The organism is Novispirillum itersonii (assembly GCF_014205675.1).
In the GTDB taxonomy this organism is placed as follows: Bacteria; Pseudomonadota; Alphaproteobacteria; order Rhodospirillales; family Rhodospirillaceae; genus Novispirillum; species Novispirillum itersonii_A.
Map to the genome: position 1 here is coordinate 54,228 of NZ_JACIIX010000010.1, position 16,196 is coordinate 70,423.

Sequence of the window (16,196 nt, forward strand, 5' to 3'; positions counted from 1 at the left end):
GCTTAGGCCGCCGGGCTGTGGGTGGCGGTCCCGGCGGTTTCCCACACCGGCGGGCAGCCGATGGAGCGGGCGGCGGCGAGGCCGGAGGAAAAGGCATCCTCATGGAAGCCGTAGCCGAAATACGATCCGCAGAACCACAGACGGTCCGTCCCCTGCACCTGATGCAGGGCCTTCTGAGCCGCCATCGCATCGGCGTCAAACACCGGATGGGCATAGGTGAAGCGGCGGTATTCCTTCGCCGGATCAATGGTATCGTGCGGATTGAGGGTGACGAACAGCGGGGTGTGATCCGGCAGGTTTTGCAGGCGGTTCATCCAGTAGGTGACGCACAGGTCCGACGTGCCGCCGGGGCCCCGCCGGGCCCGGTAATTCCATGCCGACCACACCCGGGGGCGCACCGGCATCTGGGCGGTGTCGCCGTGCAGCACCGCCAGATTGTCCTGATAGCGGAAAGCCCCCAGCAGCCGCTGTTCCTGCGCGTGCGGGGCCTCGATCATCGCCAGCGCCTGATCGGCGTGGGTGCCGATCACCACCGCATCGAACAGGTCGTCGGATCCGCTTTCGGTCAGTACCCGGACCCCTGCCCCGCCTGTGCAGCGGATCACCCGGGTGACGGCCTCGCCAAGGCGCAGGGTGGCCGGGGTATCGGCCAGCAGGCGGCGGACGTATTCCCGGCTGCCGCCGACCACGGTGCGCCAGCGCGGGCGGTCGGTGATCTGCAACAGGCCATGGTTGGTGCAGAACCGCACGAAGCTGGACATCGGGAAGGCCATCATCGTTTCCGGCGGTGCCGACCAGATGGCGGCGGCCATCGGCAGCAGGTGATCGTCGATGAAGGCCTGGCCATAGCCGTTCTGCCGCAGATAGTCGCCCAGCGACAGTCCGGATCCCACCGTCTGGGCATCGACCGGAGCCTGCCGGTAAAAGCGCAGGATATCGCGCAGCATGCCGTAAAACCGGGGGCGCAGCAGGTTGCCGCGCTGGCCGAACAGGCCGGAGAGGTCACTGCCGGAATATTCCAGCACCCCGCGCTGCCCGGCCTCATCCAGCGTGACGGCGAAGGACATGCCGGTGTCCTGCGTCGGCATCTTCAGATGATCGAACAGGCGGATCAGGTTGGGATAGGTGCGGATGTTGTAGACGATGAAACCGGTATCGACCGCCACCGGCTGTCCGTCGGCCCCCGGCACCTCCACCGTGTTGGCATGGCCGCCGGGGCGGGGTTCGCTGTCGAACACCGTCACCACATGGCGCCGGGACAGGGCCCAGGCCGCACCAAGGGCGGCGGCGCCGCTGCCGATGACGGCAATGCGCCGGGCGTCGGGAAGGGGGCGGTAGGGAGAGTCGATATGCGACATGACGGACGTCCGGGCTGCGGTCGATTGGAAGCTTTTCTAATCTTACGCAGAAAAACCGGACCCGGATCACGGGTATCCGCTGTTTTCGCGAGAGTTTGACAGTATCGTCTCTTGAAGCGGCCCGGTGGGGCCGATATACCCCGAAAGACGCGGTAACCGGAAACCTTTGAGGCAGGCATGGCGGAGTTTCACTCCACTCTTTATGACATTCTGTGGCTGCTTCTGGCGGCGGTGGTGGCGGTGCCGGTGCTGCAACGGTTCGGGGTGCCGTCGGTTCTGGGCTATCTGGCGGCCGGGGCGGCGCTGGGGCCGTATACGCCGGGGGTGGTGATCGATGTGGAATCGACCCTGCCGCTGGCCGAGTTCGGGGTGGTGTTCCTGCTGTTTGCCATCGGGCTGGAGCTGCCGCTGTCGCGGCTGCGCACCATGCGGCGCTATATCTTCGGGCTGGGGGCATTGCAGGTGCTGGTGACGGCGACGGTGCTGGGCGGGCTGGCCTTCGCCCTTGGCCTGTCGCCGAAGGCGGCGGTGCTGGTCGGGGTGACGCTGGCCTTTTCCTCCACTGCCACCGTGCTGGCCATTCTGGTGGAACGCAACGAGGCGGTGACCCAGACCGGCCGGGTCAGCATCGCCGTGCTGATCTTTCAGGATCTGGCGGTGGTGCCGGTGCTGGCGCTGCTGCCGCTGCTGGCCGGGACCGGCCATGATATCGGCACCGCACTGGGGCTGGCGCTGGCCAAGGCCTGTGTCGCCATGGCGCTGATCTTTGTGCTGGGCCGCTATGTGGTGCGCCCGCTGTACGGCTTTATCGCCGCCCGCCGGACATCGGAGGTGTTTACCGCCGCCAACCTGCTGCTGGTGTTGACGGTGGCGTGGGTGACGGAAATGGCCGGGATGTCGATGGCGCTGGGGGCGTTTCTTGCCGGTCTGCTGCTGGCCGACAGCCCGTACCGCCATCAGGTGGAAGCCGATATTGACCCCTTCCGGGGGCTGCTGCTCGGGCTGTTCTTCATGACGGTGGGGATGAGCGTCGATCTGCCGTTTGTGGCGCAAAACCTGCTGCTGGTGCTGGCGGTGACGCTGGGGCTGCTGGCGGTCAAGGCGCTGGTGCTGACCGGGCTGGCCCGGCTGCTGCGGGTGGACTGGGCCACGGTGCTGCGGGTCGGCCTGCTGCTGGCACAGGGCGGGGAGTTTGCCTTTGTGGTGTTCGGTAAGGCGGGGGCGCTGGGGGTGCTGGACCACACCACCACCCAGACCCTGACCGCCACCGTCGCCCTGTCGATGATCCTGACGCCGCTGCTGTCCTCCACCGGGCGGCGCTGGTCGAAGAAGCTGAAGCGGCGGATGGGGCTGGATCTGGTGCCGACCGGCACCGAAGAGGTGCAGCAGCATGTGATCATTGCCGGATATGGCCGGGTCGGGCGCACCATTGCCGGGCTGTTGCAGGAACACGGCGTCCCCTACGTGGCGCTGGATCTGGATGCCGAGCGGGTGGCGCAGGCGCGGGCGGAAGGCCTGCCGGTGTTCTATGGCGATGTCAGTCAGGCCGGGGTGCTGCGCTCCATCGGCATTGACCGGGCGCGGGCGGTGATTGTCACCGTCAACAATGCCCGGGGGGCGGAGCGGGCGGTGGGGGCGGTGCATGACCATGCGCCGGGCCTGCCGATCATCGCCCGGGCCCATGATCTGCGCCAGCAGGGAGTTCTGCGCACCGCCGGGGCGGCGCAGGTGGTGCCGGAGGCGATTGAGGTCAGTTTCCAGATGGCCGGGCTGGCGCTGCGGTCGATGGGGATTGCCGATGACATTATCGAACGCTGTCTGGCAGGACACCGCAGCAGCGGTTATGGCACACTGGAAAGCGGGAACGACGGAGCAGGACACCGATGATGCGGGGCATGAAACGGATGCGGGCAGGGCTGCTGGCGCTGCTGCTGGCCGGGATGGCGGTGGCACCGGGCGCGGTGGCGGCGGATCCGGCGGGGCGGAGCCGGGGCCAGACCCTGTACGTTCCGGTCTATTCCAGCGTGCTGCACGGCAATCAGGACCGCAGCGGCAATCCGGGGGAGTGGCTGCTGTCGGTGATGGTGTCCCTGCGCAATACCGATCCCCGCCTGCCGGTGCGGATCACGGCGGCGCGGTATTATGACGGTGCAGGGACCCTGCTGCGGGAGTACGTGACCGAACCGAAGACGCTGGCCCCGCTGGCCTCAATGGCGACCTTTATTGAGAACCGCGATACCGCCGGGGGCAGCGGCGGCAGTCTGGTGGTGACGTGGGAGGCGGAGGGGGCGGCCAGCCCGCTGCTGGTGGAGGCGTTGCATACCGACCTGTTCGGCACGCGGTCGATTTCCTTCGTCAGCCGGGGCGAGGTGATCGCGCCGGACGGGAAGGCCCCATGATATCAAAAGGCTGATAAAAAGCAGACAGCCGCCATCCAATGGATAGCGGCTGTATATCATTTTGATATTGGATGGATATCAGTAGACCGGATCGGTCACGCCTTCGACCGGGATCGCGCCCTGTTCGATCTCGCGGGTCAGGGCGATGAAACCGGCTTCCAGTTCCTCGCAGTAGGCCCGCAGGGCCTGAAGCTCGCGGAACTGTTCCGGCTGCGGCAGGCCCCGGTTCTTGCCGACTTCCAGCAGGGCGGAGTAATAGCGGGTCTTCAGGTTGGCCAGCCGGGCGGCCAGAGCCTCAATCTCCGGCTGAACCAGCGGGCCGCAGGTCCGGGCCATCTGCTGCTTCAGGGCGTCGTCGGCGAAGGTTTCCAGATGCCGGGCGTACATGGTCCGGGTCATGATCCGGTCGCGGCGCTGCGAGGACACACCGCCGCTGCCGGTGTGGGCGGCCTTGAGGTCGATGGCGTCAGTGAAGGTCATGAGACTGTTCCCCGGGAAAAGCAGGGCCAAAACTGGCAGATCAGGCAAGCACGAACCATGCCATGAAAAGATTAACGCTTTCTGTTGCGGTTTCCTGCGTTGGAAGAACAGGATAGGGGATCTGCCCCGGCTGCTTCCGGGGCCGGGGAGGGAGGCCGCTGCCGCTCCGGGGCGGCAAAATATGCCGGACCGGGGCCGGAGGGGGCGCAGGTCTTGCCGGGGCGGGGCGGGAAACTGCCTGCGGCCTGAAACCGGGGGGCAGACAGCCGTGCTCTGTCTGGTATAAGGATCCGCACTTCTGTACCATAGCAGAGGTCCCTCACCGGTCACGGGCCGGACGGGGAGCGGCCCATGATTCCGCAGGTGATATTCTGACTTCTATGCTTAAGCGCCAGACCATGACTGAAGGCCTGACCGATCTGCTGCGGAAGGCCATCCTGAGCGGGGAAATCCCCGAAGGCACCCAGCTGCGGCAGGATGCGATTGCCCGGCAGTATGATGTCAGCCGCATCCCGGTGCGGGAAGCCCTGCGCCAGCTGGAGGCGGAAGGGCTGATCGTCAGCCATGCCCACCGCAGTTCGATCGTGGCGTCGCTGTCCCTCAGCGATATTGATGAGATTTTCGAGATCCGGTCGATCCTTGAACCGCACCTGCTGGTGTTGTCGCTGCCGAACCTGACGGCGGCGGATTTTGCGGCGGCGGACGCCGTGCTGACCGAATACGATGCGGCGCTGGCGGCGGGCGATGTCGGCAGCTGGGGGGACCTGAACTGGCGGTTTCACGGGATTCTGTGCGGGGCAGCCGGGCGGCCGCAGACCTGGGCGGTGGTCAACGGCCTTCAGCGCAAGATCGACCGCTATACCCGCATGCAGCTGCATTATACTGATGGCGTGGTCAAGGCCCAGACCGAGCACCGGGCCCTGCTGGACCTGTGCAGCAGCGGCAAGGCTGAACAGGCGGCGGCCCATCTGGCCGTGCATATCCGCGAGGCCGGGCAGGCACTGCGGGATTTCCTGCGTCAGCACGCCGGAAAGGAATAAGCGGCGGCTGCCCTTTGAACTGATCCGTTGGGGGCCGACAAGCCCGTGCGGCGTCTCAGCGTCACGGTCCCGACATGACCTGATCCGACGGGTCAGGTCATGTCGGGACGGTATAACCGGGGCAAAGCCCCCCTCTGTCTGGGAAACCGGCCTTCTCTGGACACCGGCAGGCTTCTATACGGCTGTCCCGCCTGTTTGTGTTCCTTCCAGAGGGTCGGGGCCTTCCAGCAGGCGCGGGCCTTGCCCTTCTGCCCCCAGATGGTCGCCCGGGTTGCGCAGAGGGCAGTCTTCCATCGACAGGCAGCCGCAGCCGATACAGCCATCCAGATGATCCCGCAGCCGGGTCAGGCCATCGATCCGGCGTTGCAGAGCCTCGCGCCAGCCGGAGGCCATAGTCTGGATATCAGCCGTCGTCAGCGGTTGACCGGGTGGAAACGGAGCCAGCAGGGCAGAAATTTCTGCCAGCGGAAGCCCGAGGCGTTGGGCAACGCGAATGATTGACACCCGGCGCAGGATATCCCGGGTGTAACGGCGCTGGTTCCCGGGGCTGCGGTGAGCGGCAATCAGCCCTTTGGATTCATAAAAATGCAGGGTGGAGATGGCGAGGCCACTGCGGCGTGAGACGTCGCCAATGGTCAACAACAGTGGCAGGGGGCGGTGGCCGGCTGTCATCAGATCCTCGCTTGACCTTAACCATACTTGAGGTTCTATACCAACGGTCTGTTTGTCAGCGCAAGCCCGGTCCCCGGCTGGACCGGGCCTGTGCAGGGAAGAGGGACAAGGACTGATGGCTGTGATCCAATCCCGGCGTCTTGCTCTGGTCAATGGGGCCGGTACTGCCATCGGGCAGGCGATTGCCGCCGGGTTGGCCCACCGTGGTGTCGCCGTTCTGCTTGCCGGGGATAGGCCGTCTGGGAGACATGACCCTGTGGCACCGGGGGAGGTCCGTCCATTCCGGCTGGATCTTGCCCGGCCAGATAGCGTGCAGGCGCTGGCGGATTGGATCCGGGACATTCATGGTCCCCTTGATGGCCTGATTCATCAGGCATTGCCGCTGGGACTTGTGCCGGGACAGGGCGACCGGGACCGCCTGAGAGCTGAAGTGGTTGTGCTGACCGAGGCGCTGATCCCGCTGCTGGCAGCGTCCGGTCAGGGAAGGATGGTGATTCTGACCTCCCGCGCGGGCTGCGCTCAGCCTCTTGTCGCGGAAAAAGCACCCGACCCGGGGATCAGAACCGTTGCCGCGGCCCTGAATGGCCTGACCCGGCATTATGCGCAGGCCTTGAGAGAGCAGGGCATCAAGGTGAATGCCGTCTGCCCGGAAGAGGGGGTGCAGGCCGCGATCCATATGGCAATGCTGGACGAAGACGGCCCCAGCGGCAGCCTGACCGATGATCTGGGGGAACTGCCATGGTAAGGGCCAGCGCGACCTGACGGAGGGGCCCTGAAAGGGGGCCGGACCGGGCCGGGGGAGACCTCAGAAACCTTCTTCTTTCAGGATTTTTGCCAGCGTTCCGGCAATCCACGCCGTCCGGCTCTGGTAACTGTGGCGGGAGGCAGTGTCGATCCGCGCCAGAAGATCTTCATCCAGCCGCAGCATCACCGGCACCTTGCGGCCCTTGGCGCTGCCGGTCGCGGTGGCCGGGGCAGGGACCTCTGCCGGAGTGGCGGCGGCACCGCCGATGAAGGCATCAATATCGGCGGCTGCTTTGCGTTGGGGTTTCGGGGCGATAGCCATTGTATATCTCCTGTGCAGAGATTGTCTTTACGCTGTAAATGCCTTGGCAACAAGGTAGGACAGTTCGCCGCAGGCCTTGGAATCGCGTCGCTCCATCTCGACCACGCCTTTTCCGACAGCGGCGGCGTTGGGGAAGGCCTTGCGCCGTCCGACCGGGGCATTCAGGTACAGGATCTCCGGATTGCCTTTCAGGGCCTCGGCGGCGGCCATATTGTCGCCCCCCATCGGATCACACAGGTTCAGGACCGCATAGGCGCGCAGGCCTTCGTTATAGATCCGGGCTTCGGCCACCAGCTCGGCCATCTTTCCCAATGTCCAGACATCAAAGGTCCGGGGCATAAACGGGGCCAGAACCACATCGGCCACGGTCAGGGCGGCGCGCAGCGAGGCGGTATCGCGGCCGCCGACATCAATCACCACGTCGTCATATTTCGGGGCGAGCTTCAGCACCTGCGCCCGCACGGCGGCCCCGGAGAGTTCGATGGCGGTATAGCCGGTGCTGCCGGTCAGATCCTGCCGCAGGGCGGTGAAGTCAGAGGCGGTGCGCTGATCATCGGCATCCACCAGCAGCACGTCATGGCCGAGGCGCAGGCGCTCGATGGCGATATTGACGGCGAGAGTGGTTTTACCGACTCCGCCCTTGGTCTGGGCAACAGCAAGGATCATCGGTGCAGCGGTCCTCAGAGATGCCACCGTTGTCCCGGAAGCGGGACCGGCAGGGAGGGGTAACCTCAGGTGCGGTTTCAGCACAGGCGGAGACGGATGTGCCGCAGAAAACACGCTGAATGATATCGGGATGATATCACTTTGAAATACAATTGATCCACAAAGATATCATATCGCTATCCTGCCACACAATATGTGTGGCCGGGATCTCCGCCTTGCGGTCCGACATGAAAAAACCGCCGGAGGAGACCTCCGGCGGTTTGTCAGTGGACCATCCTGTGAACCTCAGGCGGACATCATCTGCTGGACCACAACGCCGTCCTGTATGTACAGGTGGACTTCCCGCCCGGCACTGTCGGTGCTGGTGTATCCGGTGTAACCGGACAGATAGGCAGCGCCGGAGGTCCAGTCGTTGCCGGTCGCACTGGTCAGGTTGACGATGTCTTCGGCACCCCCGTTGATGATCAGGGCATGCGCTGTCGGGGCACCATCGGCGGTCTCCTTGTCGCCAAGGATGGACTGAACCGCGTCAGCCCCGATGTACACCTGCTCGGCGCTGCCGCTCTTATCCATCGCGACCACGTCAAAATTCTGCACCCAGGGCGCATAGGCGTTGAGGTTGTGCTGGCCACCATCGACCTGAAGCGACAGGGTGTTGGTGCCGCTGCCGCCGTCGAGGAAGGCAAACGCCGGTCCGTTGGAGCCGTTCTGGTCCTGGATGTACACCCGGTCATCCCCGTCATTGGCGAAGATCACATCTGCCCCCTTGACGTAGAACACGTCGGCGCCGGTTTCGGCGTAGACATAGTTGGCATTGGGATCATTTAGGACCTCCTGGCTGGTTGTGGAGATCCCGTTGGTGATGATTTCCACCTTCAGGTCGTTTCCGTTCAGATACGGCCGGAAAATCTGGGTGTCGGAAACATTGGAGTAGTGAATGTCCTTCCACAGCGAGGTCATGGTCCCGCTGAGGTCAAGCGCGGTGAAGTCGCTATCCCCAAGATAGGAGCCGAGCTGCAACTGCACATCGGCCTGCTTGAAGCCGGCATCGCCGTTGATGATGTAACTGTTGGCCGTTGTGGAGCCGTCATGCTCGACACGGATTTTCAGCTCCGTATCGCCCCCGAACTCAAAGTTCCCGGCCAGTGTGGCGGTGTCCGAAGAATTGGGGCCGATGGACAGGTTGGCATGGTTGATCGCCAGTGCCGCCCCGCCGTGATCGCTGTTATACGGGGTGGCATTCAGGATTGCCCCGCTGCGCAGCACGATGTCAGCGTGGCCGCTTTCGCTGGGAGCAGAGAATTCCAGAAGACCGGCACCGCTGACGTTCAGCGTGCTGCCTGCGGTCAGGATCAGCTTGCCGCTGATATCCACCGAGGCATTGCTGCTAAGATTCAGGATGGAAGTGCCGGACACCGTCAGGGTGCCGTCGAGTGTGTCATTCCCGCTGTTTCCGGTGATGTCGAGGCTGGCGACACCGCTGAGGTTCAGCGTGCTGTCGGTGAGATAGATGTCCCCCCCCGTGTTGCTGGCCTCAAGGGTGGAAAGGGAGCTGTTCAGGGTCGCGTTAGACAGGGTCAGAGCCCCGGCAATCAGCATGTGGCCGGTTCCGGAAAGGGTGCCGGTTCCGTTCTGGACGCTGGAATTGGTGAAGACGGTGAAGGCGTGGGTGCCATTGCCGTTGACGGTCAGTTCTCCGCCTGTCAGGGCCAGATCTTCCCCCTTGAAGGCAGAGGACGTGCCGGAGCCGTTGACGGTGAGATGCCCCTGAATCGACAGCAGCGGATTGCTGGCGTCGCCGGTGCCGTTCACAACCAGGGAGTCAGCGGTCATTGACTGCCCGCTGTACAGGATCTGGTCACCGGCCCCCTGATCGATTTGCAGGCGGTCATAGGGGCTGAGCGAACCCACGCCCCAGTTTGCGGGCGAGTTCAGGGTTTCGCCGTCCCCAAGCCCGACCCAGACCTGCGTGGTCGAGGTATTGGTGGTGATGGTGGTGTAGCTGGCAGTGCTGACCCCGTCGCTGTCGGTCAGCGTGAGGATGATCGAGCGGTTGGTTTCCGACCCGGAGGCAACATAGTTCAGGCTGTCGAGAATATCGGCGATCTGCGCGGCGGTTTTATTAAACAGCACCACATCGTAGCCTGCTGTCGCTTCCCGGGCCAGCTGCTGATCATCTGAGAAACTGAGAGACCCGGCAGAAACCGACAGCCGGACCTTCAGCCGCTGGTCGGCGGGCAGGGAGGCCAGTCCGGAGGTGTCCACCGACAGCAGGGCTTCCCCGTCCGTCACCATTGTCAACGCCGACGGCAGGGTGACGGAATAGGTCGGGTCATTGGGGGTCAGATTATCGACCGTCACGTCCGCATCAACGTACAGGTGGGTCTGGCCGTTGTCGGCGGTATAGTGCCGGTACAGCTGGGTGACCCCATCGATGGTATAGGCCAGTTTGCCAAGGCTGACCCAGGATCCGGGATCCTTCAGGTGCAGGGTATCGTTGGCATCGCCGGTGATGAACAGGGCGTCGTGGTCCCCGGAAATGGCGTTGGCACTGGAGTGCACCGGGGTCGGACCGGTGATATCGACCCCGGCGTTGAAGGAGCGGACGGTGGCGGCGTCAAGGATGGTCAGCTTTCCGGCGTTGACATCGGAAATATCGACGATGTCCATCGCCTGAACGCGGCCGATCAGGTTTGACAGGTCAAAGGTGGTGCCGCCCCCGGCGATCTTCAGGGTATCGGCCCCGTCGCCGCCGTCCAGCAGATGGAAGGAGGTGTCAGAGGAGGAGATCCGGAAGATATCGTTCCCGCCGTTGCCATACACCACATCGGCCCCGGAAATGGTGAAGTCGCCGCTGTTGTCGTCATTCCAGACGTAGTCCGGAACCCCGATGCCGCTGGTGGTGTTGCTGATACCGGTGGTGATGGTGGTCAGGGTCAGGGTTTTGGTGGTGGTGTTATAGGCGGGATCAATCAGCAGGCCGCTGTTGATTCCCCGGAAGTCGAGCAGGTTGAACGTACCATGCAGGGCATCGTCCAGACCGCCTGCGGTGGCGGAAATGAAGGTGATCGGAGACAGCGGGGTCCCGGTCAGGGTCATCCGCAGGGTTCCGGCCAGATGCAGGCCGCCGTCAAAGGTCAGGGCGTCGGAGCTGCTGCTGCCAGCCTGGACCTCGACCAGCGTGTCTTCGGTGAACCAGGCGTCCCCTTTCAGGCCAAGGGTGCCGGTCTGATGGACGATGCTGGGGAAGGCTTCGGTATTGACGTAGTCGCCGGGGCGGATGGTGCCGGACAGGACAAAGGAATTCAGCGCACTGCCGTCCAGGGTTCCGCTGCCGATCAGGCGGCCGCCGGGGATTTCGCTGTCCCCCTGGAACAGGGAGAAGCTGTTGCCTTTCAGGGTCAGGGTGCTGGAGGAATTGATGCCGATGATCCCGCTGGTTTCAAGGGATTTGGTACCGACGTCGAGGACTGTATTGGTGGCCCCGGCCTCCAGCAGGCTCTGCCAGTAATCATTGTAGCCGTTCTGGGCATCGATGGTTGCGGTGCCGTTGCCGACGGTGCGGAGATATCCGGAGTTCCGCAGCTCGCCTTCCGTCACGTTCAGGGTGCCGCCGCCATGCACCTCAATCCGGCCGGGCATGGACCGGCTGCGGTGCAGTTCGACGGATCCGGCGGAGAAGGTCTGGCCGCCATTGATGGAGAATGTTCCGGCCCCGACGTCCAGGGTTCCGTCAAACGAGGCATTGGCGGTGTCGACGGACACCTCAACCATTGTGTCATCCAGTTCAAGGACGCCGCCGCCGGTCAGGGTCTTTCCGCTGAAATCAAGATCCAGACTGCTGGCAAGCACCAGTCGCCCCTGTAGGATGAACTTGTTGGCAATGCTGAAGTCATTGCCTTCCATCACGACGGTGTTGCTGACACCGAGGATGGCCCCCAGTTTGTCGTTGGCAGCGTTTCCGCTGGCATCAATCGTGCTGTAGAGGCGCAGAACTCCTTCAATGGTGGTTGTACCATACCCCCACAGGGCCCCTCCGCCGTAGATGGCAAGGGTTGTATGGGCTCCGACCGTATTGTCGCCATGCGTAATCAGTGTTCCCTGTAGGCTGACACCGTTTCCGGCGCTGGTCTCAAAACTGTCCAGTGTCAGGGTGACACCGGAACTGACGGTGCCGGAGTGATTGACGATGCGACCGCGGGTAAGAGCCGTCGGGATCTTACTCCAGGCTCCGGTGTCTTCCATCAGGAGAGACGTGCCATTGAAATCAATTATGTCCTCGGCGACGACGTTCAGGACACCTTCAGAGGTCTCGCCACCGGTCACCGCCAGCTGGAGCGTGCCGCTGGTGCCGCTCAGGCCGCGGATGACCAGACCGGTTTTTTCCGTCTGGGCCAGTGCGGCGTTGATCTGTGCGGTGGTGCCGGTGATTTTCAGGGATTTGGAGGTCAGGAACTGGGCCGTGGCACCGCTGTCGCCGACGTTGAGGTCCAGGGAGAAGGCATCAAGGTCTCCGGTCAGGGAGACTGTCACTTCCGTGCCATAGCTGATTGCCAGCCCGGTGGCGGCGACATTGGAATACTGAACGCCGGCCTGAAGGGGAATCGGCGGAGCGGCGATCCGGAAGTCATCCACGGTCAGGACATCCGGGGTGACACCCTTGATCGTCATGGTGCTGACGTCACCGGTGTCCGCAGTCAGGGTGATCAGGGTGTCGCCATCCGCCGTCTGCGACAGCAGGGATTTCAGAGCGTCGAAGCTGCTGATCGGGGTTCCCTTCCCTTCCCCGAGGAACAGGGACGCGTAGTCACGGAGATCAATCTTGTCCTGACCCCGGACGAAATCCTGCACGACATCATGGCCGGTGGAAATCTTGAAGGTGTCGTTGCCGTCGCCGCCGTAGAGGGTATCGTTGCCTTCCCCGCCATACAGGGTGTCGTCACCGAGCCCGCCGCGGAGCGTGTCGTTCCCCTGATAGCCGTTCAGGATGTCATTTCCGGAGCCGCCGAACAGCTCGTCGCTGCTGCTGCTGCCGTTGATTTCATCGTTGCCATACCCGCCGAAGACCATGCGGTTGGCGTTGCTGACGTACATAATGTCATCCGCATCGGATCCGACGTAAATGTCCGTCGTGTCGTCAATGCCAATGGTCAGAGTTTTGTTGGTGTGGCCGTCGTAGATGCTGCCGATCTGTGACAGGGCGGTCAGCCCCTCGATCCTTGTGTATGAGCCGTCCTTATAGCTCAGGCGCAGCGCCCCGTCCGGTTCGACGGCGATATCGTCGAGACCGGGGCCCTCAGAGGTATAGCGCAGGTACAGCGTGCCGTTGTCCTCGGCGTTGATCACATCGTTGCCGTAGGAGGTGCCGTCGAAGATGACGGTGTCCTTGGTGCCCTCGGCATAAATGGTGTCGTTCCCGCCCTCGCCGTAGAAGGTGTTGTTGCCAGCGCCACCGTGGAGGGTGTCATTCCCGGCACCGCCGTGCAGCGTATCGTCCCCGTCCCCGGCGTAGAGGATGTCGTTGCCGTCATCGCCGTGCAGGCGGTCGTTGTTGACGGTGCCATAGATGGTGTCGTTACCGCCCTTGCCGAAGTAGGCGACCCCGCCCAGGGGAGTGGTGAGGTTGAAGGTGTCATCGCCTTCGGTTCCGCCCAGACTCGGGGTCATCTGACCGATGTTGACGGTGGTCAGCGAGGAGGTAAGGCCGCTGGTGTAATTGGCAACCGTGCTGAGATCGGTCGGGGTTGTCCCAAGGGTCTTGATCTCATCGGTCATGGTGCGCTGGGCCAGCGCCGCTGCCCGGGCGGCATCTTCCAGCGAATTGGCGGTATTGAGGGCAAAGCTGTTGATGGACCCCAGAGCCTGTGCCAGCTGATCCTTGAAGGTGGTGTCCATGGTGATGCTGGTTGCCGTGGCGGCCTCACCGAACAGATAAGTCAGGGTGGAGGTGTCGCCGAGACCGGTGGAAAGCGCTGAGGCCCCCCCGGCGCTGACGAAACTGCTCAGGCTGTTCAGCATGGCGGTCTGGGCGGCAGCGGCGCTGACTCCCATCGTTGTCAGCGTCGCAACGCCGACCGCCATCAGGTTGGACACCGCCATCCCGGCGCGCAGAACTGCGGCCGCCTGTGTATCGGCCCCGTTGCTATACAGGGCCGACAGCGGATCCATGGTCAGGATGTTGGTTGACCCCGACAGCCCGAGGACGGTCTGAACGGTGGACAGAGCCTCCGACTGCGACTTTCCGGACTGCACCAGACTTTGCACCAGCGTTGTCAGCGGGGTGATGACCGTGGAACCGGTGGGGGCCGACATCACCCAGGTAATGGCGGCCCCGGTGGCACCGTCCGTACCGCCGGTGGCCCGCAGGACGCCGGACAGCGATCCGCCGTTGGAGTCGTTCAGCACGAAGGTGCCGGAAGCACTGGTCCCCGCCGTAATTTCTCCGGCGTCCCTCACCCCGTCATTATCACTGTCCAGCCAGACGGTCGCCCCGCTGACATAGGGGTCAACCAGCGTACCGCTCCGCTGTGTCGGGGTCGGCGGAGTCGTTGTTCCCCCTCCGGATCCACCCGATCCCCCCGGATTGCTTGGATTGCTTGGATTGCTTGGATTGCTTGGATTGCTCGGGGTTCCGGGGTCGGTCGGGGTGGTCGGATTGGTGGGTGTCGTCGGATCTGTGGGCGTGGTCGGATCTGTGGGGGTTGTCGGATCTGTGGGGGTGGTTGGGTTCGTCGGGTTGGTCGGGGTTGTGGGATCCGTCGGTGTGGTCGGATTGGTGGGCGTGGTCGGGGTTGTGGGTGTGGTCGGAGTGGTTGGGGTTGTCGGCGTCGTCGGGGTGATCGGCAGATCATTCTGCTGTGACGACGGCGGGGTCGGTGTGGTTACCCCGGTGGGGCCGGTGCCGCTTCCCGTGCCGGTTCCGGTGCCGGTGCCGGTGTTCGGCCCGGACGTGTTCGCGTTGTCTGATCCGGTGGCCCCCGAGACGGTCTTGGTATCCCCCTGTGCCGGATTGACGATCGGGTCTTTCGATCCGATGGCGGTATTCAGCAGCTTGTCGATGCTGGCAGTCGGATCAAGGGTCGAGGACAGCGAAGAGTTGCTGTTGACGCTGACGGGCGGAGTCTGGGGAGACTCCGTACCTGCGGTCTGCTCCGGCGTCGGGCCGGTGTTTCCCTGCTGCTGCGGCTGTTCTCCGGGAGCGGGGTTCTGTTGCTGTTGTTGCTGTTGCTCCGGTGTCGGAGCCGGGCGCGACCCCTGTGTCGCCGCCGGAGGCAGATCAGTGGGGGCCAGCGTCATCGGGTTGGGCAGGGATGAGATGGAATCCCCGAACATTGACGTCAGCGATGACGGCGGGACAACCACCGGCGGAGAGGGCGGGCTGAAAGCACCGGTAATGGTCGACAGGGTCAACGGCTGGTTCAGCACGCTGATCCCGGCACTGTTGCTGATCAGGATTTCCCCGACCTGCCCGTCGGCATCAGGAACAAGGGCGACGGCGGTGTTTTCCCCTTCCACCGAGCCATGGCCGGTGGTGCCGCGGATGCCGAGGGTGGCGACCGGGGTCTTGATCTGCATGCCGTCCGGGTTGGCCTTGGCGATCTGCCCGGACACGAAGGAGAAGGTCCCCGACAGCACGGCGATGGCAGACTTTCCGTCCCCGGCGTTGGGGTCGTAGATCATTTCGTCAAGGACCATCCGGCCCTTGGCACCAAGGGAGAAGGTCGATTTATCGGCAAGGACCAGACCGACGGAGGATCCGGCACCGGTCTCAATCACGTCATCCTGATAGACGATATCCCCTTCCTTCAGCACCGAAGTGGTGCCGTCAGGGTGCTTGACGGTGACCTCACCCTTCAGGCTCTTGACCTTGCCGATCCCGACCAGTTCGGTTCCGGCATCGGTCTGGCTGCCCCCGGCCTGCGCAAACTGCCCGGAGACACGCGGCCCGGCCAGCCGGGCCACCACATCCCCATCCAGCGATGCACCGCTGGTGGAAACCAGCTGTGGCGGATGATCGGTCGCGAAATAGTCGCGGACGACGATTTCCTCACCGTGGGGCCCCTTGATCACCAGATCAGAGCCGGAGCGGCTGTAGTCGGCCCCGCCCAGCAGGGCGGCCCCGCCGGGAATGGTAACGCTGCCGGATCCGTCCGCATGGACCAGATGCGCACCGCCCGGTGCGGGCGCATGGTCCGCGCCGGAAGCCTGTCCGTTTGATTCCAGTCCGGTAATGGTCCCGTTCAGCATGATGCCCCTCCGCCCTCTGCACTCATGTGCAGCAGACCTGATAAACCTGATAAATCCGTGCTCATCCGCCGCAGCCTGGGGCCTGTCCCCGTCTTAAGGTTTCCAGCAGGCCAGACTACGACACTCTACAGTTCTACCCTTCCGCCCCTGTGCGCTCAATCACCCACCTTGGATTTTGGCCGGAAAGTCACAGTTTTCTCCTCAATCAGCGTTGATTTATCCCGATCCGGTGCTTCCGGTGCTGTCGGGACCTGAAAACCCTTTGCGC

At 63.8% G+C, this 16,196-nt stretch carries 10 protein-coding genes; 4 read left to right on the forward strand and 6 right to left on the reverse strand.

Annotation, left to right across the window (positions count from 1 at the left end):
- Positions 1-2 precede the first annotated feature (2 nt).
- The gene (locus tag FHS48_RS13270) at positions 3-1,358 is read right to left on the reverse strand and encodes an NAD(P)/FAD-dependent oxidoreductase (protein ID WP_184264055.1); all 1,356 of its coding nucleotides are present in this window, start codon (positions 1,356-1,358) and stop codon (positions 3-5) included.
- 177 nt (positions 1,359-1,535) lie between these two features.
- On the opposite strand from FHS48_RS13270, the gene FHS48_RS13275 reads away from it, so the two are divergent.
- Together FHS48_RS13275 and FHS48_RS13280 are read left to right on the forward strand one after the other, a co-directional pair.
- Positions 1,536-3,245, forward strand: a complete 1,710-nt coding sequence (locus tag FHS48_RS13275; protein WP_184264056.1) for a monovalent cation:proton antiporter-2 (CPA2) family protein — start codon at positions 1,536-1,538, stop codon at positions 3,243-3,245.
- A gap of 8 nt (positions 3,246-3,253) precedes the next feature.
- Positions 3,254-3,757, forward strand: a complete 504-nt coding sequence (locus tag FHS48_RS13280; protein WP_184264057.1) for a DUF3124 domain-containing protein — start codon at positions 3,254-3,256, stop codon at positions 3,755-3,757.
- 78 nt (positions 3,758-3,835) lie between these two features.
- Here the strand turns inward: FHS48_RS13280 and FHS48_RS13285 are convergent, their stop codons facing one another.
- Positions 3,836-4,237: a hypothetical protein gene (locus FHS48_RS13285; RefSeq protein WP_184264058.1), complete on the reverse strand. Its 402-nt coding sequence runs from the start codon at positions 4,235-4,237 to the stop codon at positions 3,836-3,838.
- Positions 4,238-4,617: 380 nt separating this feature from the next.
- Between FHS48_RS13285 and FHS48_RS13290 the strand changes: the two genes are divergently transcribed.
- Positions 4,618-5,277: a GntR family transcriptional regulator gene (locus FHS48_RS13290; protein WP_184264059.1), complete on the forward strand. Its 660-nt coding sequence runs from the start codon at positions 4,618-4,620 to the stop codon at positions 5,275-5,277.
- A 174-nt stretch (positions 5,278-5,451) separates the two neighbouring features.
- On the opposite strand, the gene soxR is transcribed toward FHS48_RS13290, so the two are convergent.
- Entirely contained in the window at positions 5,452-5,949 is a 498-nt protein-coding gene (gene soxR, locus FHS48_RS13295; protein WP_184264060.1) for a redox-sensitive transcriptional activator SoxR, read from the reverse strand.
- Between the two features lie 115 nt (positions 5,950-6,064).
- Between soxR and FHS48_RS13300 the strand changes: the two genes are divergently transcribed.
- Positions 6,065-6,694, forward strand: a complete 630-nt coding sequence (locus FHS48_RS13300) for an SDR family NAD(P)-dependent oxidoreductase (RefSeq protein ID WP_184264061.1) — start codon at positions 6,065-6,067, stop codon at positions 6,692-6,694.
- Positions 6,695-6,754: 60 nt separating this feature from the next.
- On the opposite strand, the gene FHS48_RS13305 is transcribed toward FHS48_RS13300, so the two are convergent.
- The 3 genes from FHS48_RS13305 to FHS48_RS13315 all read right to left on the reverse strand — a co-directional run bounded on the left by FHS48_RS13305 (position 6,755) and on the right by FHS48_RS13315 (position 15,928).
- Positions 6,755-7,015 carry a hypothetical protein gene (locus tag FHS48_RS13305; protein ID WP_184264062.1) on the reverse strand — a complete coding sequence of 87 codons (261 nt, stop codon included), beginning with the start codon at positions 7,013-7,015 and terminating at the stop codon, positions 6,755-6,757.
- A 27-nt stretch (positions 7,016-7,042) separates the two neighbouring features.
- On the reverse strand, positions 7,043-7,681 hold the full coding sequence (locus FHS48_RS13310) for an AAA family ATPase (RefSeq protein ID WP_184264063.1): 639 nt from the start codon (positions 7,679-7,681) through the stop codon (positions 7,043-7,045).
- A gap of 285 nt (positions 7,682-7,966) precedes the next feature.
- A complete protein-coding gene (locus FHS48_RS13315; RefSeq protein ID WP_184264064.1) occupies positions 7,967-15,928 on the reverse strand; it encodes a FecR domain-containing protein in 7,962 nt (2,653 codons plus the stop codon).
- Between the last annotated feature and the right edge of the window lie 268 nt (positions 15,929-16,196).